Source organism: Trinickia sp., assembly GCF_057351765.1.
Map to the genome: position 1 here is coordinate 26,461 of NZ_JBMRBK010000012.1, position 22,243 is coordinate 48,703.

The following is a 22,243-nucleotide window of genomic DNA, read 5'->3' on the forward strand; positions in this document are numbered from 1 at the left end:
CGTTCCTCAATAGGACCAAAGGAGGTTGAATCCCGCGGTCGTGTTCGCGGTCTGAAATCCGTCGGGCTTGCTGACGGGGCGGCCCGCGAACAGATCCCACATGAAGTGCTTGTAGCCGCCGCGTAACCCGACGACTGCGCCGGCCAGACGCGTGCCGATCAGTTGCGGCGTCGACGGACCGCTGACTTCGCCGTAATCGACGCCGAGATAAAGCTCCTGCCCGGTGCCGCCGATCGTCCAACCCAAATCGTTGCGCAACAGCCATCCGCGCTCCCCGAGCAACGTGCTTTCTCCATCGAAGCCGCGCACGGTGTAGCGGCCGCCGATCTGAAAGCGATCCTGCGGCACAAGCGGCGTGCGATTCCATTGCGCCCGCCACGATGAGGCGTATCGAAAGCGTTGCTTCGAGATCCCGAACGGCACGTTCAGCTGCGCGTCCGCCGTGATCAGCGCCGAGCGCGATGTACCCTCGCCGAATAGTTCTTCGGGTGCGGCAAGCGCCGACAGCATTCCGGTCCCGCGCCGGTAACCGATGCGCGTATCGAATATCGCCGCCGCGATGAACTCGCGATGCGTCACGCCGAGTTCCCAACCCGCCATCCGGCGGCGTTGGACCTCGATTTCGGTATCGTCGATATAGTTGTGCGAATTGCGCAGCCAGCCGGCGACGTAGGCGCTCGTCTTGCGTACGGCATCGCGATATACGAGTCGCGAAAGACGCAGTTCGGCGTTCTCCGCGCTGCCGCGGTAGATGTACGTCTGGTTGGCGCCCGCGACCCGTTGCCGATAGTCGTAGCCGCTCGCGGTGAAGCCGAGCAGCCAGTAGCGGTAGGGCACCTCGTAGTGGGCCGTGTAGCCACGCGTCCCCTTGCCTTGGCCGTAGCTTCGGCCAAGGTCTCGATTGAAACTGACGTAGAAAAGATCGTTGAGTGCCCACCAGTCGTCGTAGGAGACCGTGACGCTGCCTTGGTATTTTCCCGTGTACTCGCTGCCGGCATCGTCCGCCGATAACGTGATGCGAAACGGAAAGGCCTGCTTCCATGTGATGACGAGATCGCTATCGCCGGGCTGGACATCGAGACCCTCGGCGGGAGCAATCTGGATATCGGCCTCGACGCTCGGCACGCGCTTGAAGTTTTCGAGCGCCTGCTCGATATCGCGCACATTGAGGATGTCCCCGGAACGCACGGGCACGGCATTCCATTTCGTCGCACGGTGGCCGCTGTCATCGGAAAAACGCACGGCGCGAACACGGCCGGGAATGACCGTAAGCGTCAGCGTACCTTGCGTCAGATCTTGCGGCGCGGCCAGTACTCGCGTGGTGATATAGCCGCGCGCGACGATGGCGTTTTGCACGCGCTTCATCGTGAGGCCAACGCCTTCGCCGCCGAGGCAGCGGCCCGTGGCGCGATCGTTCGACGGGTCGGCGGCTTTGAGCGCCCACTCGAACTTCGCCGCCGCGTCCCCGGCCAGTACGATGCGATCGATCCGAAAGCACGGCGATTCGCTTTCAGGCAGCCGTTCGATGCCGGCCTTCGCCGGCCGTTCGAGCCGAATGTCGGGCGCTGCTTCCTGTTGCGCTCTGAACGCGCGCTCGCGCTCTTGTTGGCGTAGCGCTTCCTGTGCACTCCCGCCCGGCGCAATCGTCTGCGCGTGCGCACCCGATGTCGATAGCGCCCATACGCAGAAGACGGCGCGTAGCACGCCGCTGCCGCGAATGGACTTCCCGTCGGTCATCTCCAGTCCCCGTTCCATGTCACGACAGTCAGGCGACTGTCCCCGTGACGTATGCGAAAGGCGCTATTTTTCGGACTAACAGGTAATCGGTGAGCGGGGAAATGAAATATCGGACTGTTTCCGTGGGTTCAACCCAGCGGAAACAGTCCGATAATCGGCCGAACGGCCACCATCAGGGAACGATGGAAAGGATTCCAGGGAAGGAGGCAGGCGGCGGGGGGCCGGGCGAACGCCGGCTCCCGCCAAGGTGCTAGCGTTGCTCTTTCACCCGCGAGACCAGCTGCGTCGGGCTCACGAACTGGAGCGCAATCACGACCCACACCAGCGTGATGGCCATATAAATCATCGCCATCGCGTCGATCGATTGCGGCGCGCGCACGCCGGTCGAAAACACCGCGTAGTAAAGCGCCACGACGAGCGTTTGCGTGTTCGGCCCGGCCGTAAAGAACGTCAACTCGAACATCCCGATGGTGCGTACGAGCACGAGCAGACCGGCGGCCAGCATACCGGGCACCAGCAACGGCAGCAGCACATGGCGGAAGTACCGCGCCGTGTTGGCGCCGAAGATGCGCGCGGCGGCTTCGAGGTTCGGATCGAGCTGTTCGATGAACGGCGTCATCACGAGAATGACGAACGGCAACGCGGGTACCAGGTTGGCCAGAATCACCCCGGCCAGCGTGCCGGCGAGGCCGACCTTGTACATCACGGTCGCCATCGGAATGCCGTACGTCACGGGCGGCACCATCAGCGGCAGCAGAAACATCAGCATGACGAGACGCTTACCGGGAAACGTTGCGCGCGCCAGGGCGTACGCGGCCGGCACACCGAGCGCGATCGACAGCAGCACTACGGCGCCGACGACCTCGACCGTCACCCACAGCACGCTCGAGAGCTGGAAGTCGCTCCATGCCTGCGCGTACCAGTGCAGCGTGAAGCCCTGCGGCAGCAGCGTGCCGAACCAGCGCGTCGCCACGGAGTTCACCGCGACGGTGGCGATCAGCAACAGCACGTTGAGCAGGAAAAACACCATCGTCCCGCGCACGATGACCTTCCAGACACGGCCACCGAGGCTCTCGGTATGCTTGCGTTCGGGCTGCGCGTTGGAGTTGGAGCCGGCGCCGCGCGAGCCGGTTGTCTCCGGCATCGATATCGCGCGCGCAGTTTGATTGTCGGTCGCCATCATCCTTTTCCTCCCGTCACCGGCCCGGTGTAGAAGAAGCGCCGCGCACCCAGCATGCCTCCCACCACCAGCAATTGCACGAAGCCCATCAAGATCGCAATGGTCGAGGCGAGCGAGTAGTCATAGCTTTCGAAGGCCGCCTCGGCGGCAGCGATCGAAATCACACGCGTAGGCCCAGCCGGCGCGCCGAGCAGCACGGCCGACGGAAAGACCGAGAACGCCTGCACGAACGAGAGGCATGCGGCCATCGTGAGACCGGGCACGAGCAGCGGCAGATAGATCTGCCGGAACTGCTGCCACGGATTCGCGCCGAGCGTCGCCGCGGCACGGGCCAGCGTCGGATCGATGCCGCTCACGTACGACAGCGTGAGCAGGAACGCGAACGGAAAGCCCGAGACGATCAGCGAAATGAGCACGCCCCAGTAGTTATGCGTGAGCCGCACTTCGTCGCCATACATATGCAGCGCCTGCACGCCCTGCGTGAACCAGCCATTCGGCGAAAAGTAGGTGAGCATGCCGTCGGCGATCAGCACGGTGCCAAGCGTGACCGGAATCACGAGCAGCGTGGTCACGAACTTCTGGTACCGCGATTTGCGCCGCAACGAGAACGCGACCGGCACCGACAAGCCCACGTTGACGAGCGTCGCCGGCACGGCAAGCTTCAGCGTGACGAAGATCGTCGGCCACATCGCGCTGTCGGTGAAGAACGTAACGTAGTTCGCCAGCACGCCGCCGCCGTTCATCGGCTGAAACGACAGCACGAGCCCGTACGCGAACGGATAGATGAACAACGCCAGAATGAACCCGAGTGCCGGCGTGACGAGCCATCCTTTCGCGTCACGCGGCCCCGAAAGCGAAAGCACACTCATGATGCGCGCTCCTCGCGATAGACGAGCGCGCGCTCGCTGGCAATGGCAAGCGTGACACGCTCGCCTTCCGCGAATTCGCCTTCCACACGTGCCCAAAGCTTGCCGAACGGCGCTTTGACGAAGAGCAGCGAATCGCGGCCGCCGTATTCGACCACTTCGACGTCGACGTCGAAAGCGTTCGTCGAGCCAGGCTGCGCACGAACGAGGTCTTCGGGGCGAATGGCGAGCATCGCGGATTTCGCGTCGAACTCTTCCATCGGCGTGGCCACGAATTTCACGCCGCCCGCGGCGACAGCCACGCCCTCGCCCACCGCGCCTTCGAGCGTACAGGCGACGACATTGCGATAGCCCATGAATCGCGCCACATGCAGGTTCTTCGGCCGGCCGTACACTTCCTTCGGCGATGCCACCTGCTGTACGAGACCCTCTTTCATCACGACGATGCGATCGGCCATCGAAAGCGCTTCGTCCTGATCGTGCGTGACATAGATCGTCGCGCGCTCGAGCTCGCCGTGAATGCGGCGGATTTCGGCGCGCATCTCGATGCGCAGCTTCGTATCGAGGTTCGACAGCGGCTCGTCCATCAGCACGACGGGCGGCTCGATGACGATCGCGCGGGCAATCGCGACACGCTGCTGCTGACCGCCCGAGAGCTGTCCCGGCAGCTTGTGCTCGTGGCCGACGAGCTGCACGAGCTGCAAAGCCGCACGCGCACGGCGCTCGATTTCCGCTTTGGGCGCGCCGCGCATGCGCAGACCGAACCCGACGTTCTCGAGCACGCTCATATGCGGAAAGAGCGCGTAGTTCTGAAAGACCATGCCGAAGCCGCGCCTCTCGGGCGGCAGCACGTCGATCCGCTTGTCGTCCAGCCAGATCTCGCCGCCGGTCAACGGCTGCAGGCCGGCGATGCAGTTGAGTGCCGTCGATTTACCGCAGCCCGACGGTCCGAGCAGTGCGATGAACTCGCCGCGCTCGATCGCGAGATCGAGCCCTTGAAGCGCCGCGACGTGAGCGCCTTCGGCATTAGCGAAGCTGCGGCACACCGAGTTGAGACGCAACCGATCGAAAGTATGCTTCATGATGATTTCCTGACTGACATCTGGCCGGCGGGGCGGCTCGCGCTACCCCGCCGCGTTCACTTCAAATTACTTCTTCTGCGCACCGATCTCGGCGTCCCACTTCTTGAACGCCTCGACCATCTTCTCGGCCGGCAGCGGCTGGACGTTCGGATACTTCTTGAGCCAGCCGCCATATTCGGGCCGGCCGAACTTCTGCAACACGACCCGGCTCTTTTCGGGAGCGTCCGAAGGCGTCAAGCCGTCGATCGCGGGGCCCGGATAGAAGTAGCCGTCGTCGTAGGTCATTGCCTGCTGCGGCTTCTCGAGCATGAAGTTCATCATCTTCTCGAGCACTTCCACCTTGGCCTTGTCCACGCCCTTCGGAATGACCATGTAGTGCGCATCGTTGACCCACTTCATGTTGTCGAACGGCTGCACCTTGAAGGCGGCCGGCACGACGCCGAGCGCGCGCGGGTTGATGTCCCAGCCCGTTACCGTAACGGTCATGTCACGCGTGCCTTCGCCGAGTTCCTTCATGACGGCCGACGTGCCGCCCGGGTAGTACGGCACGCACTCGTTCAGCTGCTTGAGGAACGCCCAGGTCTTGTCCCAGCCTTTGATCGGATCCTGCGGATCCTTGTCGCCGAGAATGTAGGGCAGCCCCATCAGGAACGTACGGCCCGGGCCCGAGTTGGCCGGGCGCGCATAGATCAGCTTGTTCGGATGCGCCTTGCACCAGGAGAGCAGTTGCTCGGGCGTCTTCGGGACTTCGTTCGGCGGCACCTTGTCGGGGTTGTATTCCACGAGCGGTCCAGCCGGCATGAACGTCACTTCGAGACCCTCGCCTTGCGCGAGTTTTTGCATCTCTTTCGGACCCGGCGCGTACTTGGCATTCGCGTCGTCGATCATCTTCGACGGCAGCGTCATCCACAGCTTCTGCTCGATACCGGCCGCGAGTGCGTCAGTCCCGGTCAACACGAGGTCGATATCCGAGCGGCCCGCGCCTTGCATCGCCTTGATCTTGCCCGGCAATTGCGGCGCCGGCGCGTTCGTGTAGGTGATGTTGCTGACGAGGTTCGGGTTCGCTTGCTTGAACGCTTCGAAGCCCGGCTTGGTCAGCGCGAGATTGCCGGCCACATCGACGATGTTGAGCGTGACCGGTTCGGCCGACGCGGCCGCGGCCGCGAGCGAAAAACAAACTGCGGCCGCCAGATGGCCTGCGCGTCGCGCGAAATGCGTACGTTTCATGTCTCCTCCGTTTTTGAACATGGTCTCGGTTGCCTCTTTGCGGTTATCGGTTATGGAGTGCCGCTCGTTGCTCTTTCAACTTCGCGGCGTGGTTGAAGACGCGCTAGCGGTTCGCGCAGTCCCGTGACCCCGGGGTCCAACGCGAACACAGCGCCCGAAAGCGGATCGCCAGCCTGCACGATCGATGTGACGAAGAGCGTATCGAGATGCGCGCCGCCGAATGCGCACATGGCCGGCTTCGCAACGGGCACTTCGATGCTGCGATCGAGCTTGCCGGCGGGCGTGAAACGGTGCACGACGCCCGCATCGTTGCCGCAGATCCAGTAGCAGCCGTCAGCGTCCACCGCCGCGCCGTCGGGCCGGCCCGCGTGCACGATCATGTCGACGAACACGCGCCGACGGTGCGGCTCGCCTGTGTCGATGTCGTAATCGAAGGCCCATACGATCTGCCGGCTCGCATGCGAGTCCGACAAGTACATCGTACGTCCGTCCGGGCTGAACGCAAGGCCGTTCGAGACGATGAGTCCGTCGACGAGCGCGGTGAACCCCGCGCCCGCATCGAGCCGCATCAGCGTGCCAACCGGCATCGCGAGCGTCGTATCGAGGACCATGGTACCGGCAATGAAGCGGCCGCACGGGTCGCATCGTCCGTCATTGAAGCGCATATCGCCACGCGGATGGTAGACGCGCGCGAGCAGCGTGCATTCGCCGAGCGGCCCACCCGCATCGGGACGCGGCACACGGTAAATTCCCGATTCCATCGCCAACAGAATGCCGTCGTCGTCCGTGATGGCGATCGAGCCCGCCATTTCCGGCAGCGCCCACTGCTCGATGGCGCCCGCATCGGCGCGCCAGCGCCACAGCATGCGGCGCGGAATGTCGGTCCAGTAAAGCGCGCCCTCGCCAGCATGCCAGACCGGGCTTTCGCCGACCTCGCACCGCATGGCGCCGATACGCTCGATCGATACCGTTTGCCGCATCGCCCTAGTCTCCGAACGGGCCGACGATCACGAACCCGCCGCCCTGATAGCGGCGCACCGGGTCGGTTTCGGGCAGCGGCGGCTGCTCGTTTTCGATACGCGCGCGCCACGGTTCGCTCGTTTGTGCCGGCACATAGCCGATACGCGCGGCGGCCGCGTCGTTGTCCCACCACCAGTCGCGATTGGCCGACACGCCGTACACGATCAGGCAGCCCACCTCCGGCACGAACATCGCGCGGCGCACGAGCTGCTCGAGGTCGTCGTAACCGAGCCAGGTCGTCAGCATGCGGCGATCCTTCGGCTCCGGAAACGACGAGCCGATACGCACGCAGACCGATTCGATGCCGTAGCGATCGAAGTAAAAACGCGCGAGTTGCTCGCCGAACGCCTTGGAAACCCCGTAGTAGCCGTCGGGACGCGGCGGGTCTTCGGGGCTCACGACTTCGTCCTGGCGGTAAAAGCCGGTGACGTGGTTCGAGCTCGCGAAGACGATGCGCCGCACGCCATGTCGGCGCGCCGCTTCGTAGAGGTTGTAGGTGCCTTGGATGTTCGCCGGGAGAATCTCTTCGAACGGACGCTCGACCGATACGCCACCGAAGTGAACGATCGCATCGCAGCCGCGCACGAGCGCGTCGACCGCCGCGGCATCGCCCAGATCGCAAGGCATCGATTCTTCGCCTTCGTGCAGATCGGCGATCGGACCCAAGTCCGACGAGCGCAGCACGTCGCAATACCGGGTGAGGCGCTCGCGCAGCACGCGCCCGAGGTTGCCCGCCGCGCCCGTGAGCAGGATGCGGCCGCAGCGTGTGCCGACACCCGAGAGCGGGTCCGCGGTCGTGAGAGTTTCAGTCGTCATGTCGAGTCAGCTCTGAGCAGCTCTGGATCAGGTTACCGGGGCCGGGTTGAAAAGCACGAGGTCGTTGCGCAAGCCGAGCTTGTCGGCGCACACCTCGCGCTTGCCGCTCGCCACGTCGAGGATCATGCGGAACAGCTCCCAGCCGATGTCGGCGATGCTGGCCTCGCCCGTCGCGATGCGGCCCGCGTCGAGGTCGATCAGATCGTGCCAGCGCTCGGACAACGCCTTGCGTGTGGAGACCTTGATGACGGGCGCCATCGCCAGGCCGTAAGGCGTGCCGCGGCCCGTCGTGAAGACCTGCAGGTTGATGCCGGAGGCGAGCTGCAAAGTGCCGCAGACGAAATCGCTCGCCGGCGTGGCAGCAAAGATGAGACCCTTGCGCCGCATTTTCTCGCCCGGGCCGAGGACGTCGACGATCGGGCTCGTGCCCGACTTGACGATCGAACCCAGCGCCTTTTCGACGACGTTCGATAAGCCGCCGCGTTTGTTGCCGGGCGACGGATTCGCGCTGCGGTCGGCGCGCCCGCCGCTCAGGTAGTCGTCGTACCAGGCCATCTCGCGCAAGAGCGCGCGACCGACGTCTTCGTCGATGGCGCGCGGCGTCAGCAGATGGATCGCATCGCGCACTTCGGTCACTTCGGAAAACATCACCGTGCCGCCCGCGCGCACGATCAGATCGGCCGCAAAGCCGACCGCCGGATTGGCCGTGACGCCCGAGAACGCGTCGCTGCCGCCGCACTGCACGCCGATCACGAGATCGGAGGCGGGGCAGGTCTCGCGCCGGCGCTCGTTCAGGCGCGCAAGGCGCTTGTCGGCCATCTCGAGGATCGCATCGACCATCTCGCCGAAACCGTGATACGCCTCGTCTTGCAGCGACAGCACGGGCGATTCGGGCTTGCCGGCCACTTCGATGGGGATGCGGCCGCCCGGTGCGAGCTCGGACGGAACGAGCCGCTCGGGTACGAGCTTTTCGCAGCCGAGTCCGATCACCATCACTTCGCCGCCGAAGTTCGGATTCACGGCGAGGTTCTGCAACGTGCGGATCGGCACGATCGCGGCCGGCGCGTTGATCGCGACGCCGCAGCCATACGTGTGCGTGAGCGCGACGACGTCGTCCACGTTCGGATAGCGCGGCATCAGCTCGCGCTTGATGCGCTCGACGACGTAATCGGTGACGCCGGCCACGCACTGCACGCTCGTCATGATCCCGAGGACGTTCTTCGTGCCGACGGTCCCGTCGGCATTGCGATAACCCTCGAACGTGTAGCCTTCGAGCGGCGACAGATCGGGCGCGGGCCGCGTGGCGAGCGGCAGTGCATCGAGCGCCGGCGGCTGCGGCAACTGCACGGCGTGCTCGTCGACCCAGCTACCGCGCGGCAGCGCCTTCGCGGCATAGCCGATGATCTCGCCGTAGCGGACGACGGCGTCGCCCTCGGCCAGATCGGAGAGGGCGACCTTGTGTCCTTGCGGTACGCCCTGCGCGAGGACGGTGCCGTCGGGGAGCGTCGTGCCGGCGGGCAGCCCGCGGGCATTGACGACGATCGCAACGTTGTCGCGCTCGTCGACGCGGATCGTGAGCGCGCCCTCGGCGGTCTGCGCGGGCGCAGTGGTGGAAGCGGACATTGCTTGAGACTCCATCGTGACTGCTTCAGTGCCTGTCTGTCGGCCGAATGGCTATCGCGAGGGCGACAGACAGGCGGGTATTCATGCGCTCAGCGTACGAGACACGGGCGCTTGTTGTCGAACTTCCAGTCCGGGATCAGGTACTGCATCGCGACGGCGTCGTCGCGGCTGCCGAGCCCATGCTCGAGATAAAGTGCGTGCGCCTCGGCCAGCGCCTCTTCATCCAGTTCGATACCGAGGCCGCCGCGCTCGGGCACGGCCACCTGACCTTCGACGATCTCGAACGGCGCCCGCGTCAACCGCTGACCGTCCTGCCAGATCCAGTGCGTGTCGATCGCGGTAATGTTGCCGGGCGCGGCCGCCGCGACATGCGTGAACATCGCAAGCGAAATATCGAAATGGTTGTTCGAATGCGAGCCCCAGGTGAGCCCCCATTCGGCGCACAGTTGCGCGACGCGCACCGAGCCGCGCATCGTCCAGAAATGCGGATCGGCCAGCGGAATATCGACCGATTGCAGCGATACGGCATGGCCGAGCTGGCGCCAGTCGGTCGCGATCATGTTGGTAGCGGTGGGCAGCCCCGTCGCGCGACGGAACTCGGCCATGACCTCGCGGCCCGAGTAGCCGCCTTCGGCGCCGCAGGGGTCTTCCGCGTAGGCGAGCACATCGTGCTTGTCACGGCACAGACGAATGGCTTCGGCCAACGGCCACGCGCCGTTCGGATCGAGCGTGATGCGCGCATCCGGAAAACGCTTGGCCAGCGCCGTAACCGCCTCGATTTCCTCGTCGCCGGGCAGCACGCCGCCCTTGAGCTTGAAATCGCGGAAACCATAGCGTTCGCGCGCGGCCACCGCGAGGTTCACGACTGCCTGGGGCGTCAGCGCAACTTCGTTGCGCAGCCGGAACCAGTCGTTATCGGCTTCGGGCTCGCTACGATAGTCGAGCTTCGTGCGCCCGCGATCGCCGATATAAAAGAGGTAGCCGAGCATCGGCACGTGGCTGCGCTGCTGCCCCTCGCCGAGAAGCGCGGCTACCGGCACGTCGAGATACTGGCCGAGCAAGTCGAGTAGCGCGGCTTCGATCGCCGTCACGGCGTGCACGGTCACCCGCAAATCGAACGTCTGGTTGCCGCGTCCGCCCGAGTCGCGATCGGCGAAGCGGCGGCGCACGGCATTGAGCGCGTCCTGCCAGCGGCCGATCGGCGTCCCGACGAGCAGCGCGCCGGCCTCTTCGAGCGTCGTGCGAATGGCTTCGCCGCCCGGCACTTCGCCAAGCCCCGTACGGCCGTCGCTATCCTCGACGATGACGATGTTGCGGGTGAAAAACGGTCCGTGCGCGCCGCTCAGGTTGAGCAGCATGCTGTCCCGGCCCGCGACGGGAACCACGCGCATGCGCGCGATCAGCGGAGTTTTACTTGAAGCGTTCGGCATCATGGATCGGTGTATCGGTTGCAGTTGCTGTTGCTGGTGCTATTGCATGTTCGACGTCGACTATGCGCGGCTCGCGCCGCGCATCGCGCGCCCGAAGCTCGGCCGCTTCGGATCGTAGGTCCAGCCCGGCACGAGATAGCGCATGGCCATCGCGTCGTCACGCGCACCGCTGCCGAGCGACTTGTAGAGTTCGTGAGCCCGCATGACGCGGTCCATGTCGATCTCGATGCCGAGGCCCGGCCGCTCGGGCACCCCCACCGTGCCGCCGACGATTCGAAGCGGCTCGCGCGTGAGCCGCTCTTCGCTCTCCTGCCAGATCCAGTGCGTATCGATCGCCGTAATCGGCCCCGGGGCCGCCGCGGCGACATGCGTGAACATCGCGAGCGAAACATCGAAGTGGTTGTTCGAATGCGAGCCCCAGGTGAGGCCCCACTCGCTCGTCAACTGGGCAACGCGTGCGGAACCCTGCATCGTCCAGAAATGCGGGTCGGCCAACGGGATATCGACCGCTTGCAGCGAAACGGCATGGCCGAGCTGCCGCCAGTCGGTCGCGATCATGTTCGTGGCCGTGGGAATACCCGTGGCGCGCTTGAACTCCGCCATCGTCTCGCGCCCCGAATAACCGTTCTCGGGGCCGCACGGATCTTCGGCATAGGCAAGCAGATGCGATTGCCCGCGGCACAGCCGAATGGCTTCGTCGAGCGACCACGCGCCGTTCGGATCGAGCGTCGCGCGCGCGTTCGGAAAACGGGCCTTGATGGCGGCGATGGCCTGCATTTCCTCGTCGCCGTCCATTACACCGCCCTTCAGCTTGAAGTCGGCAAACCCGTAGCGGTCGGTCGCCGCTTCTGCAAGACGCGCGATGTCCTGCGGCGTCAGTGCCGCCTCGTGACGCAAGCGCAACCAGCCGTCGCGCGCGCCGGCGCCGTCGAGATACGGCAGGTCGGTTTTGCGGCGCTCGCCGATATAAAACAGGTAGGCGAGCATCGGCACCCGGTCGCGCTGCTGGCCGTTCGCGAGCAGCTCGGCCACCGGCACGCCCAGATGCTGGCCCAGCAGATCGAGCAGCGCCGCCTCGACGGCCGTCAGGACGTTATCCATCCGCAGATTGATTTCGTGCGGCTGGCGCAGCACGGCGGATTCGGCTTGCGAGCCGACTTCGTAGACCGTGCCGCGATGCGCCGCATCGGCGCCGCCGCCCAGCGCACGCCGGATCGCGTTCAGCGTGCCGTTCATGCGGCCGATTTCGGTCTCGATGACGAGCGGCATCACGCGTTCCAGGGCCGCGCGAATCCCCTCGCCGCCCGGCACTTCCCCGACACCGGTGCGACCGGCCGAATCGCTCAGCACCACGAGATTGCGCGTGAAGAACGGGCCATGCGCGCCGCACAGGTTCAGCAGCATGCTGTCGCGTCCCGCAACCGGAATCACCTGCATGCCGGTCACGCGCGGTGTGTTGCCTTGCTTGCCGTCGTCCGTCGTTTGCTGCTCCACCTTGATTCGCTCCTATCGTGTTCGTTGTCTGCTCATCGCTTCGCGATCATCGTACCGGCGCGAGTTCCACGCGCTGGATCTTGCCGACGACGAAGATGTAGCAAATGCATGCCACGAGCCCGTGCAAGCCGACGAAGACGAGCGCGCCGTTGAACGAACCCGTATGACCGACGATATAGCCTACGGCGATCGGCGTCGTGATGCTCGACAGATTGCCGAACGTATTCATGAGCGCGCCCGAAAGGCCGGCGATCTGCTTCGGTGCGGTATCGGAGTTGACCGCCCAGCCGAGCGCGCCCAGTCCCTTGCCGAAGAATGCGAGCGCCATGAACGCGACCACGACCACCTGCGCATCCACATAATTGCAGATGACCATGCTCATCGACAGCAGCATCCCGAGCACGATCGGCACCTTGCGGGCGATCGAGAGCGAGGCGCCGCGCCGCAGCAGCGCATCGGAGATGATGCCGCCGAGGATGCCGCCGAGAAAGCCGCACACTGCGGGCACCGAAGCGACGAAGCCCGCCTTCAGGATCGACATGCCGCGCGCCTGGACGAGATAGATCGGAAACCAGGTGATGAAAAAGTAGGTCAGCGCGTTGATGCAGTACTGGGCGATATAGATACCCATCAGCATGCGGTTGCGCAACAACTGCTTGATGTAGGCGACGTTCGGGCCGCTGCGGCGTTCGGCGGTCACGGCACGGTCGATATCGACGAGCCCCCCGCCGTTCTCGATGTACTCGATCTCGGCACGGTTCACGCGCGGGTGCTCTTTCGGATCGCGCACGAACACCTGCCAGGCGACGGCGGCGATCGCGCCAAGCACGCCCATGACGATGAATACATGATGCCAGCCGAAGCTATGCACGAGCCACGCCATGATGGGCGCGAAAATGACCGTGGCGGCGTATTGCGCCGAATTGAAAATGGCCGATGCGGTGCCGCGCTCGTTCGCGGGGAACCAGGCTGCGACGATGCGGCTGTTGGCCGGGAAAGCCGGTGCTTCGGCAACGCCGACGAGAAAGCGCAGTGCGAACACGGCGCCCACGGCGGCCGCGCCGGTCAGAAAACCGATCGTGCCTTGCGTGAACGTGAAGATCGACCAGATCAGAATGCTCGCACCATAGACGCGCCGCGAACCGAACTTGTCGAGCAGCCAGCCGCCCGGCAACTGCGCGATCACATAGGACCAGCCGAAAGCAGAGAAGATGTAGCCGAGCTGCACGGCGCTCATGCCAAGGTCCTTTTGCATCGCGGAGCCGGCAATCGAGACCGTGGCACGGTCGGCATAGTTGATCGTCGTCACGATGAACAACATCGTGAGGATCAAAAAGCGCACGCGCGTCGCGCGCAATGCGGTCGGGGTACTCTGGGCTCCGACAGCGGGGGCCTTGATTTCCATATTGTCTCCTCCGTTTATTGGCGCCGCTTCGCTTGTTGCTCGCGCACGCCTTGCGTTGACCGGACCTGGGCCCGGCCGGTTTGCCGACCGCTCTCAGGCGCCCCCGGGCGCCGGTTGTCCGTCGACGAGGCGTCGCACGCCCCACGGGTTGGCTTCGCGCAATGCCTGCGGCAACAGCGCGTCCGGCAAGTCCTGGTAGCAAACGGGCCGCAAGAAGCGCTCGATCGCCGCCGTACCGACCGAAGTCGAACGCCCGTCGGTGGTTGCCGGCCACGGGCCGCCATGCACCATCGCGTGCGTGACTTCGACGCCCGTCGGCCAACCGTTCGCGAGAATGCGTCCAGCCTTGCGCTCGAGCGTCGGCAACAACGTGCGCGCAAGTACGGCATCGCGCGCGTCGTCCGGGTTCAGGTGGAGCGTCGCCGTCAGTTGCCCCTCGAGCGAGCGCGACACAGCGGCGAGCTGCGCCGCGTCGCGGCAGCGCACCACGAGCGCGGCCGCCCCGAAAATCTCCTCGTGCAGCGCGGGCTGAGCCAGAAAGCTGTCGGCATCGGTCGTGTAAAGTCCCGCCCGGCCGCGGTTCGGCTCCTCGCTGTCAAGGCCGCGCGCGACACAGCGCACGTTCGGCTCGTACTCCAGACGGTCGACGCCGCGGCGATAAGCCTCGCTGATGCCAGGCGTCAGCATCGGCTGAGCTGCGCGCTGCGCAAGCGCCGCTTTGGCCGCGCTCAGGAATCGGTCCAGGCCGGCACCGTCGATCGCGAGCACGAGCCCCGGGTTCGTGCAGAATTGGCCGGCGCCGAGCGTCAACGAATCGACGAACTGCGCGCCCAGCGCGTCGGCACGTGCATCGAGCGCGGCCGGCAGCAGAAACACCGGATTGACCGCGCTCAGCTCGCCGTAAACGGGAATCGGCTGGGGGCGCGACTGTGCGATGCGCATCAACGCGATACCGCCCGCGCGCGAGCCGGTGAAGCCGACGGCCTGAATACGCGGATCGGCAACGAGCGCGCCCGATTTTTCCTTTTCGGCGAAGAGCAGCGAGAACACGCCTTCGGGCAGTTCGCAGCGTGCAACGGCGCGCTGCACCGCGCTGCCGACGAGCGCGGAAGTACCCGGATGAGCCGAGTGCGCCTTCACGATCACGGGACATCCCGCAGCGAGCGCAGCGGCCGTGTCGCCACCGGCTACCGAGAACGCGAGCGGGAAATTGCTCGCGCCGAACACGGTGACCGGGCCGAGCGGAATCCGGCGCATGCGCAGATCGGCACGCGGCAGGGGCTTGCGCTCGGGCAGCGCCGGATCGACGCGCACATCGAGCGCATCGCCGCTTTTCGCAAGCCGCGCGAACAGCCGCAGTTGATTACAGGTACGCGCACGCTCGCCTTCGAGGCGGGCGCGCGGCAATGCCGTTTCAGCCATCGCCCGCTCGATCAGTTCATCGCCGAGCGCTTCGATTTCGGTTGCAATCGTTTCGAGAAACGCGGCACGCGCCGTGGGCGTCGTCTCGCGGTAGATATCGAAGGCGGCCTCGGCGAGCGCGCAGGCACGCAGCACCTCGTCGAGACTCGCGAGCGTAAAGGCCGGCTCGAGTGCCTCACCGGTCGCGGCTTCGATCGCGCGAAACGAGCCAGCCGTGCCGGCGACGCGCGCCGCTCCGATCAGGAGCTCGCCCGATACCGTCATGCTTGCACCTCATGCACGCGGCTCACGAGCTGCGACAGTTCGGCGAACTCTGCCTCGGTCAAATCCGTGAGCGGCGCCCGTACGGGTCCGGCCGGACGGCCGATCGCACGCATGCCCGCTTTGACGATCGACACCGCGTAGCCCCGCTTGCGGTTGCGCAGCGCAATGTAAGGCAGCACGAACTTGTTCAGTTCGGCATAGACCTTCGCATGATCGTTCGCGCGCACCGCCGCATAAAAATCGAGCGCGAACTTCGGCAGGAAGTTGAAGATCGCCGACGAGTACGTCGTCACGCCGAGGGTCAGGTACGGCAACGCGAACGTTTCGGCCGTCGGCAGTCCGCCGACGTAAGTGAAGCGGTCGCCGAGGCGCGCGTGGATGCGCGTCATCAGTTCGAGATCGCCCACGCCATCCTTGAAGCCGACCAGGTTCGGGCACCGTTCGGCGAGCCGCTCGAGCGCGACTTCATCGAGAATCTGATTCGCGCGGTTATAGACGATGACGCCGAGCTTGGTCGAATTGCAGACCTGCTCGACGTGCGCGGCCACGCCATCGGTCGCCGCTTCCGTCAGATAGGGCGGCAACAACAGAATGCCGTCCGCGCCCGCAGCCTCGGCCGATTGGCAGAACTCCTTGGCCATTGCCGTGCCGTAGCCGGCCGGTGCGATGACGGGCACACGGCCGCCCGTTTCCTCGACGGCGGCGCGCACGACGCGGCTGACCTCAGCCGGCGTCAGCGAAAAGAACTCGCCGGTACCGCCCGCGGCGAACAGGCCCGAGGCGGGATGGCTGAACAGCCAATCGAGGTTGGCACGGTACGCACTTTCGTCGAACGAGAAATCGTCCTTGAAATGCGTAACCGGGAACGACAACAAGCCAGTGCCAATCTGGCGGGCGAATTCGGTGGGCGTATAGCGGGTCATGTTGATAGCGCGTGGAAAGCGTTCCTGACGAAGAATGAGGCGATTCTTGCACCGCGAACGATTCACGTCCAAGATAACGACTGACTCGATTAATACCTCTTTTGAATCAATGTTTGAACTGAGCCAGCTTCGCTGTTTCGTGGCCGTCGCCGAGGAACTCCATTTCGGACGGGCCGCGGAACGACTTCACATGACCCAGCCGCCGCTGAGCAGACAAATCCGTCTACTCGAACATCAGGTGGGCACCGAACTGTTCGAGCGCAGCAGCCGATCGGTGCGGCTCACCGCTGCGGGCCGCAGTTTTCTGCCCGATGCGGCCCGCATCCTGCGTCTGGCCGACGAGGCTGCCGCGACGGCTCGTCGGGTGGCGGCCGGCGCCGCGGGATCGCTCGCGATCGGCTTTACGGCGTCCGTGGGCTACGGGGTGCTGCCTTCGCTCGTCAGCGCGGTACGAGCGGCCTCCTCGGGCGTGAGGCTCACGTTGAAGGAGATGGTGAGCGGCGCGCAACTCGAGGCGCTCGATGCCCGGCAAATCGATGTCGGTTTCTTGCGCCCGCCGGTCGAGCATGGCGAACTCGTCGCTCAGCCGTGCACGCGCGAAGCGCTCGTACTTGCGTTGCCCGTCGCGGCCGCCCAGCAGTGGCCCGCGCGGCCAGCACTCGCCGATTGCGCTGGCAAGCCGCTGCTCATGTATTCGCCATACGAGGCCCGCTACTTTCACCAGCTCGTCAGCGGCCTGCTGGAGCGCGCCGGCGTATTGCCCGATATCGTGGAGTACGTGAGTCAGATCCATTCGATGCTGGCGCTCGTGCGCGCGGGCATCGGCGTCGCGCTGATTCCCGCAGCCGCGGCCATGCTGCGGTTCGAAGGCGTGGTCTACCGGCCCGTGCGCACGACGCCCGCGAGCCCCGTCGAGCTGCTGTTCGTACATCGCAACGATAACGACAACCCCGTATTCGCGATGCTCAAGGACGTGCTCTACAAGACGATCGCGGGTTGAGACGGCGCGCCGCGTGGCGATCGATGCGTTCGGCCGCTTGGTAGAATGCGCTCGATTTATTTGCGCGCTGCCCTATGGACCTCGAAAGCATTCTCTTCACGCAGGGCTTCGGCTCGCGACGGCAGTGCCGCGCGTTGATTGCCGAAGGCCGCGTGTGTATCGGCGGCGCCGTTTGCCAGAATCCCACCGTGGAGTTCGCAACGGCTGCGCTCGAATTCGAGGTGGACGCCCGCCGCTGGCAGTACCGGGAACGCGCCTATCTAATGCTGAACAAGCCGGCCGGCTACGAATGCTCGCGCGAACCGCAGCACCACCTGAGCGTTTTTGCGCTCTTGCCCGCGCCGCTGGTGGCGCGAGGCGTGCAGTGCGTCGGGCGGCTCGACGAAGACACCACGGGCTTGCTGCTACTGTCGGACGACGGTCAATTCGTGCATACCTATACGTCGCCGAAGCGCAAGGTTCCGAAAACTTATCTGGCAACGACACGCCACGCGCTCGACGAGGCGCAACTCGCCGCGCTGCGCGCGGGGGTCCTGTTGCACGGCGAGCGTCAGCCGCTCGCCGCCGCGGCCGTCCACGCGCGCGGCGAGCGATGCCTGGAGCTGACGATCAACGAAGGCAAGTATCACCAGGTGAAGCGCATGATCGCCGCGGCGGGCAACCGCTGCGAAGGGCTGCACCGCCAGCGCATCGGTGGGCTCGCGCTGCCCGATGCCCTCGAGCCGGGTGCCTGGCAGTGGCTCGGCGAGCACGAGCTCGGCGCGCTAGCCGGTCATTGACCGGGGCCGGTACGCACCGTCGCAAGAAAATCGTCGACGCTCGGATAACGCAGCTTGACGCGCAACTCCTGGACGAGGCGCCCGTTGGCGAGGCGCCGTGACTCGCTCATGAACGAGAGCGTCACGGGTTCGAGTTGCTGCTCGGCCTGCTGGCGCGAAATGCGTGGGACATGGGCGAGCCCGTACGCATCGGCGACGCGGTCGAAGTACTCCCCCATCTTCAATACGCTGTCGTCGCTGGCATGGAAGACCCGCGAAACCGCGCCGCGAGCGAGCGTGCGCAGCAGGATCGCCGCCAGATCGTCGGCATGGATATGGTTCGTGTAGACGTCGTCGGCATCGACGAGCGCCGGCATGCGGCGCTCGATGCGCGCCAGCGGCAGCCGATCAGCCGCATAAATGCCGGGAATCCGCACGATGCTGGCGGCGAGCGCGCCGCGCGCCGTCGCGCGCCGCAGCGTCCGCTCGGCGCATACACGGCGCTTCGCGCGTGCGTTCACAGGCTTGACGGGCCGCGTTTCGTCGATCAGGGCGCCGCCGCAATCCCCATAGACTCCCGTCGTGCTCGCATAGACGAGACGCATGCGCCGCGGCGCGATGAGAGCGTCGGGTACAATACTCGTTTGTCGCCGCTCCGCCGATGGCTGCGTGCGTGTGGCGGCGCCCCGCAGCCGACCCGCCGGTGCGACGGGCCCACGCGCGGCGCGCAGCTTCGCCGGCGCGGTCAGCGCCGCAACCAGCGCGCGCGTGCGCGGGTCCGTATCGCCATCGGGCGGTGGCGGGGCGAGATGCAGCACCGTCGTCGCGAGACCTGACAGGCGCCGCAGGCTGCGCGCCACGTCGAGATCGCCGACGATTGGCGTGATGCCCGCGGCGCGCAGCAGTGGCGCGCGTTCGGCGTGGCTCGTCAGCGCGATGACGCGCGTTCGCGCGGCTCGGCGCACGAGCAGACCCGCCGCCCGCAGGCCGACGTCGCCGCATCCGACGATCAGCACGCGTGAGCGCCGCAGAAGTCGTGTGGTTCTCATGGCCGGCATTGTAGCCGGCCCCTGGATTGACATCTTCGTTGCAAAGCTATGGCCTATAACGTGACCCTCCGGCAAAGCGGCCGGCAGTTTCAAGTGGAACCCGACGAAGCCGTGCTGACGGCCGCGCTGCGCCAGAACATCGGCCTGCCCTACGGCTGCAAGAACGGCGCGTGCGGCTCGTGCAAAGGCACGCTCGTGTCGGGCCAGATCGAACAACGTTCGCATTCGTCGTCGGCATTGTCGAACGACGAAAAGACGCGCGGGATGGCGCTCTTTTGCTGCGCCACCGCCCAGTCGGATCTCGTCATCGACGTGCGCGAGATCGCCGGCGTCGGCGACATGCAGGTCAAGAAGCTGCCGTGCCGCGTGAACGCCATCGAGCGCCGGGCCGACGATGTCGTCGTACTCAAGCTGCAATTGCCCGCCAACGAGCGTCTGCAGTACCTCGCCGGCCAGTACATCGAGTTCATTCTGAAGGACGGCAAGCGCCGCAGCTATTCGATGGCGAACGCGCCGCACGAGGAAGGCCCGATCGAACTGCATATCCGCCACATGCCGGGCGGCACGTTCACCGATCACGTCTTCGGCACCATGAAAGAGCGCGAGATCCTTCGCTTCGAAGGCCCGCTCGGCACGTTCTTCCTGCGCGAGGATTCGGCCAAGCCGATGGTGCTGCTCGCCTCGGGCACCGGCTTTGCACCGATCAAGGCGATCATCGAGCACGCTTTTCACCGGAACCTCGAACGCCCGATGACGCTCTATTGGGGCGGTCGCCGCAAGAAGGACCTCTATTTGATGGACCTTGCGCAGCAATGGGAAAAGGATCACCCGAACTTCAAGTTCGTGCCGGTGCTGTCCGAGCCCGACGCAAGCGACGCCTGGAGCGGCCGGACCGGCTTCGTGCATCGCGCCGTCATCGAGGACTTGCCCGATCTCTCGAGTTATCAGGTCTATGCGTGCGGCGCGCCGGTCATGGTCGAAGCGGCACAGCGCGACTTCACGAGTCATCATGGCCTGCCCGCCGACGAGTTCTACGCCGATTCGTTCACGAGCGAAGCTGACCTCGCCAACGCGGTGTGACGTACGGCGGCGTGGGTTTCAATTGCGTGACATGCGCCGGCACGATGGCGATGCGCAACGCGGACACGACGAAGCGATTGCATCGATGCGCGCGCTGTCGTATTCTTGCGCGCATGAACCGCATCCACACCCTTTTCCGACGTCGCCGCTCGCTGCCCGCTTGGGAAGCCGTCGGCTCGTCGCGGATGCGCGCCTCGCAGCAACAACGCTAGGCGCAAACCCGGTCAAACAGCGAAAGCCACGGACTCCCGTGGCTTTTTTCATTTTTACGGATCGTTGCCTTCTCTCACTCTCGCGGAGCGCCCCATGCATTTCAACGAATACCCGACGCAATCGCTGATGTACATCACGAACCGGCCCGAGGTCGTCTTCACTCATGGCGAAGGCTCGTGGATCTTCGATAACGAAGGCAGGCGCTACCTCGATTTCATTCAAGGCTGGGCCGTGAACTGCCTGGGTCACTGTAATCCCGGCATGATCGAAGCGCTCGAAAAGCAGGCACGCACGTTGATCAATCCATCGCCGGCTTTCTACAACGAGCCGATGGCAAAGCTCGCCGGCCTGCTCACCGAATACAGCGTCTTCGACAAGGTGTTCTTCGCCAACAGCGGCGCGGAAGCCAATGAAGGCGCGATCAAGCTTGCGCGTAAGTGGGGCCGGAAATTCAAGAACGGCGCATACGAGATCATCACGTTCGATCACAGCTTTCACGGACGGACGATCGCCACGATGTCCGCGAGCGGCAAACCCGGCTGGGACACGATCTACGCGCCGCAGGTCCCGGGCTTTCCCAAGGCCGAGCTCAACGACATTGCGTCGGTCGAGCGACTGATCGGCGACAAGACGGTCGCCGTCATGCTCGAGCCGATCCAGGGCGAAGGCGGTGTGATTCCCGCCACGCGCGAATTCATGCGGGAGCTGCGAGCATTGACGCAGCGGCACAACGTGCTGCTGATCGTCGACGAAGTGCAAAGCGGCTGCGGTCGCGCGGGCACGCTTTTCGCCTATGAGCTGTCCGGCATCGAGCCCGACATCATGACGCTCGGCAAGGGCATCGGCGGGGGCGTACCCCTTGCCGCGCTGCTCTCGAAGGCCGACGTCGCGTGCTTCGACGCGGGCGATCAAGGTGGCACCTACAACGGCAATCCGCTCATGACGGCCGTCGGCTACTCCGTGCTCTCGCAATTGACGGCGCCCGGCTTCCTCGAAGGCGTGCGTGAGCGCAGCGAGTACCTGCGCGAACGGCTCATCGAGTTGTCCGCGGAACGCGGCTTCGAGGGTGAGCGCGGCGAAGGCCTCTTGCGAGCGCTCTTGCTCGGCAAGGACATCGGCCCGCAGATCGTCGAAAAGGCCCGCCTCATGCAGCCCGATGGCCTGCTGCTCAACGCTGCGCGTCCGAACCTGCTGCGCTTCATGCCGGCGCTGAACGTGACCACCGAGGAAATCGACCAGATGATGGCGATGCTGCGGGAGGTGCTCGACTCGCTCTGACCGTGCGCCGCGGGGCCATACACAGTGCCCCACACTGACCGCCGATAAACGAGAAAGGCCGCATGCAAGAACATGCGGCCTTTCTCATTGGGACAGGCAGAGACCCGCTCGCCCGGTCACGACTGGCTCTTACTCACCGAGATAGGCTGCCCGCACCTTCGGATCGTCGAGCATATCCTTCGCGTTGCCCGACATGGTGACCGCGCCGGAGTCCATCACATAGCCACGATCCGCAGCCTGCAGCGCGAGCCGCGCGTTCTGCTCCACCAGCAGCACCGTGATGCCCTCCTTCGAAATCTCCCTCACGACCTCGAAGATTTTCTCGACCATGATCGGCGAGAGACCCATCGACGGTTCGTCGAGCAACAGCAGCTTA

At 65.2% G+C, this 22,243-nt stretch carries 18 protein-coding genes and 1 pseudogene; 4 read left to right on the plus strand and 15 right to left on the minus strand.

Features of this window, described 5'->3' with window-relative positions; genetic code table 11:
- Positions 1-6 precede the first annotated feature (6 nt).
- The 13 genes from ACO1XS_RS02055 to kdgD all read right to left on the minus strand — a co-directional run bounded on the left by ACO1XS_RS02055 (position 7) and on the right by kdgD (position 16,489).
- Entirely contained in the window at positions 7-1,737 is a 1,731-nt protein-coding gene (locus ACO1XS_RS02055; RefSeq protein ID WP_486389916.1) for a ShlB/FhaC/HecB family hemolysin secretion/activation protein, read from the minus strand.
- Positions 1,738-1,987: 250 nt separating this feature from the next.
- Positions 1,988-2,917, minus strand: a complete 930-nt coding sequence (locus ACO1XS_RS02060) for an ABC transporter permease (protein ID WP_414720259.1) — start codon at positions 2,915-2,917, stop codon at positions 1,988-1,990.
- Positions 2,917-3,786 (minus strand): ABC transporter permease, encoded by an 870-nt coding sequence (locus ACO1XS_RS02065; protein ID WP_331570352.1) that lies wholly within the window; start codon positions 3,784-3,786, stop codon positions 2,917-2,919. Before ACO1XS_RS02065 ends, ACO1XS_RS02060 begins: the two co-directional genes overlap by 1 nt.
- Positions 3,783-4,865 (minus strand): ABC transporter ATP-binding protein, encoded by a 1,083-nt coding sequence (locus ACO1XS_RS02070; protein ID WP_331570354.1) that lies wholly within the window; start codon positions 4,863-4,865, stop codon positions 3,783-3,785. The genes ACO1XS_RS02065 and ACO1XS_RS02070 overlap by 4 nt, the downstream gene beginning before the upstream one ends.
- A gap of 66 nt (positions 4,866-4,931) precedes the next feature.
- The gene (locus ACO1XS_RS02075) at positions 4,932-6,092 is read right to left on the minus strand and encodes an extracellular solute-binding protein (protein ID WP_331570356.1); all 1,161 of its coding nucleotides are present in this window, start codon (positions 6,090-6,092) and stop codon (positions 4,932-4,934) included.
- 50 nt (positions 6,093-6,142) lie between these two features.
- Complete coding sequence (locus ACO1XS_RS02080) at positions 6,143-7,072, minus strand: SMP-30/gluconolactonase/LRE family protein (RefSeq protein ID WP_331570357.1); 930 nt, start codon at positions 7,070-7,072, stop codon at positions 6,143-6,145.
- A gap of 4 nt (positions 7,073-7,076) precedes the next feature.
- On the minus strand, positions 7,077-7,928 hold the full coding sequence (locus ACO1XS_RS02085) for an NAD-dependent epimerase/dehydratase family protein (RefSeq protein WP_331570359.1): 852 nt from the start codon (positions 7,926-7,928) through the stop codon (positions 7,077-7,079).
- A 27-nt stretch (positions 7,929-7,955) separates the two neighbouring features.
- Entirely contained in the window at positions 7,956-9,551 is a 1,596-nt protein-coding gene (gene garD / locus ACO1XS_RS02090; RefSeq protein WP_486389917.1) for a galactarate dehydratase, read from the minus strand.
- A gap of 89 nt (positions 9,552-9,640) precedes the next feature.
- Entirely contained in the window at positions 9,641-10,984 is a 1,344-nt protein-coding gene (gene gudD / locus ACO1XS_RS02095) for a glucarate dehydratase (protein WP_331570363.1), read from the minus strand.
- Positions 10,985-11,041: 57 nt separating this feature from the next.
- Positions 11,042-12,418, minus strand: coding sequence for an enolase C-terminal domain-like protein (locus ACO1XS_RS02100; protein ID WP_414720260.1), 1,377 nt, complete (start codon positions 12,416-12,418; stop codon positions 11,042-11,044).
- A 103-nt stretch (positions 12,419-12,521) separates the two neighbouring features.
- A complete protein-coding gene (locus ACO1XS_RS02105) occupies positions 12,522-13,880 on the minus strand; it encodes an MFS transporter (protein WP_331570367.1) in 1,359 nt (452 codons plus the stop codon).
- Between the two features lie 93 nt (positions 13,881-13,973).
- Positions 13,974-15,566 carry an aldehyde dehydrogenase (NADP(+)) gene (locus ACO1XS_RS02110; RefSeq protein ID WP_486389918.1) on the minus strand — a complete coding sequence of 531 codons (1,593 nt, stop codon included), beginning with the start codon at positions 15,564-15,566 and terminating at the stop codon, positions 13,974-13,976.
- Entirely contained in the window at positions 15,563-16,489 is a 927-nt protein-coding gene (kdgD, locus tag ACO1XS_RS02115) for a 5-dehydro-4-deoxyglucarate dehydratase (protein WP_331570371.1), read from the minus strand. Before kdgD ends, ACO1XS_RS02110 begins: the two co-directional genes overlap by 4 nt.
- Positions 16,490-16,598: 109 nt before the next feature.
- Here kdgD and ACO1XS_RS02120 point away from each other — a divergent pair, with 109 nt between their 5' ends.
- On the plus strand, positions 16,599-17,489 hold the full coding sequence (locus ACO1XS_RS02120; RefSeq protein WP_440561438.1) for a LysR family transcriptional regulator: 891 nt from the start codon (positions 16,599-16,601) through the stop codon (positions 17,487-17,489).
- Between the two features lie 74 nt (positions 17,490-17,563).
- Complete coding sequence (locus ACO1XS_RS02125; RefSeq protein WP_486389919.1) at positions 17,564-18,268, plus strand: 16S rRNA pseudouridine(516) synthase; 705 nt, start codon at positions 17,564-17,566, stop codon at positions 18,266-18,268.
- Here the strand turns inward: ACO1XS_RS02125 and ACO1XS_RS02130 are convergent.
- Positions 18,262-19,296, minus strand: coding sequence for an NAD-dependent epimerase/dehydratase family protein (locus ACO1XS_RS02130; RefSeq protein WP_486389920.1), 1,035 nt, complete (start codon positions 19,294-19,296; stop codon positions 18,262-18,264). The two genes, ACO1XS_RS02125 and ACO1XS_RS02130, sit on opposite strands and share 7 nt — an antisense overlap.
- A gap of 48 nt (positions 19,297-19,344) precedes the next feature.
- Here ACO1XS_RS02130 and ACO1XS_RS02135 point away from each other — a divergent pair, with 48 nt between their 5' ends.
- On the plus strand, positions 19,345-20,376 hold the full coding sequence (locus ACO1XS_RS02135) for a CDP-6-deoxy-delta-3,4-glucoseen reductase (RefSeq protein ID WP_486389921.1): 1,032 nt from the start codon (positions 19,345-19,347) through the stop codon (positions 20,374-20,376).
- A gap of 306 nt (positions 20,377-20,682) precedes the next feature.
- A complete protein-coding gene (locus ACO1XS_RS02140) occupies positions 20,683-21,867 on the plus strand; it encodes an acetylornithine transaminase (protein ID WP_331570381.1) in 1,185 nt (394 codons plus the stop codon).
- A gap of 129 nt (positions 21,868-21,996) precedes the next feature.
- On the opposite strand, the pseudogene ACO1XS_RS02145 reads toward ACO1XS_RS02140, so the two are convergent.
- Positions 21,997-22,243 (minus strand): annotated as a pseudogene (locus tag ACO1XS_RS02145) (ABC transporter ATP-binding protein); the annotation flags it as partial.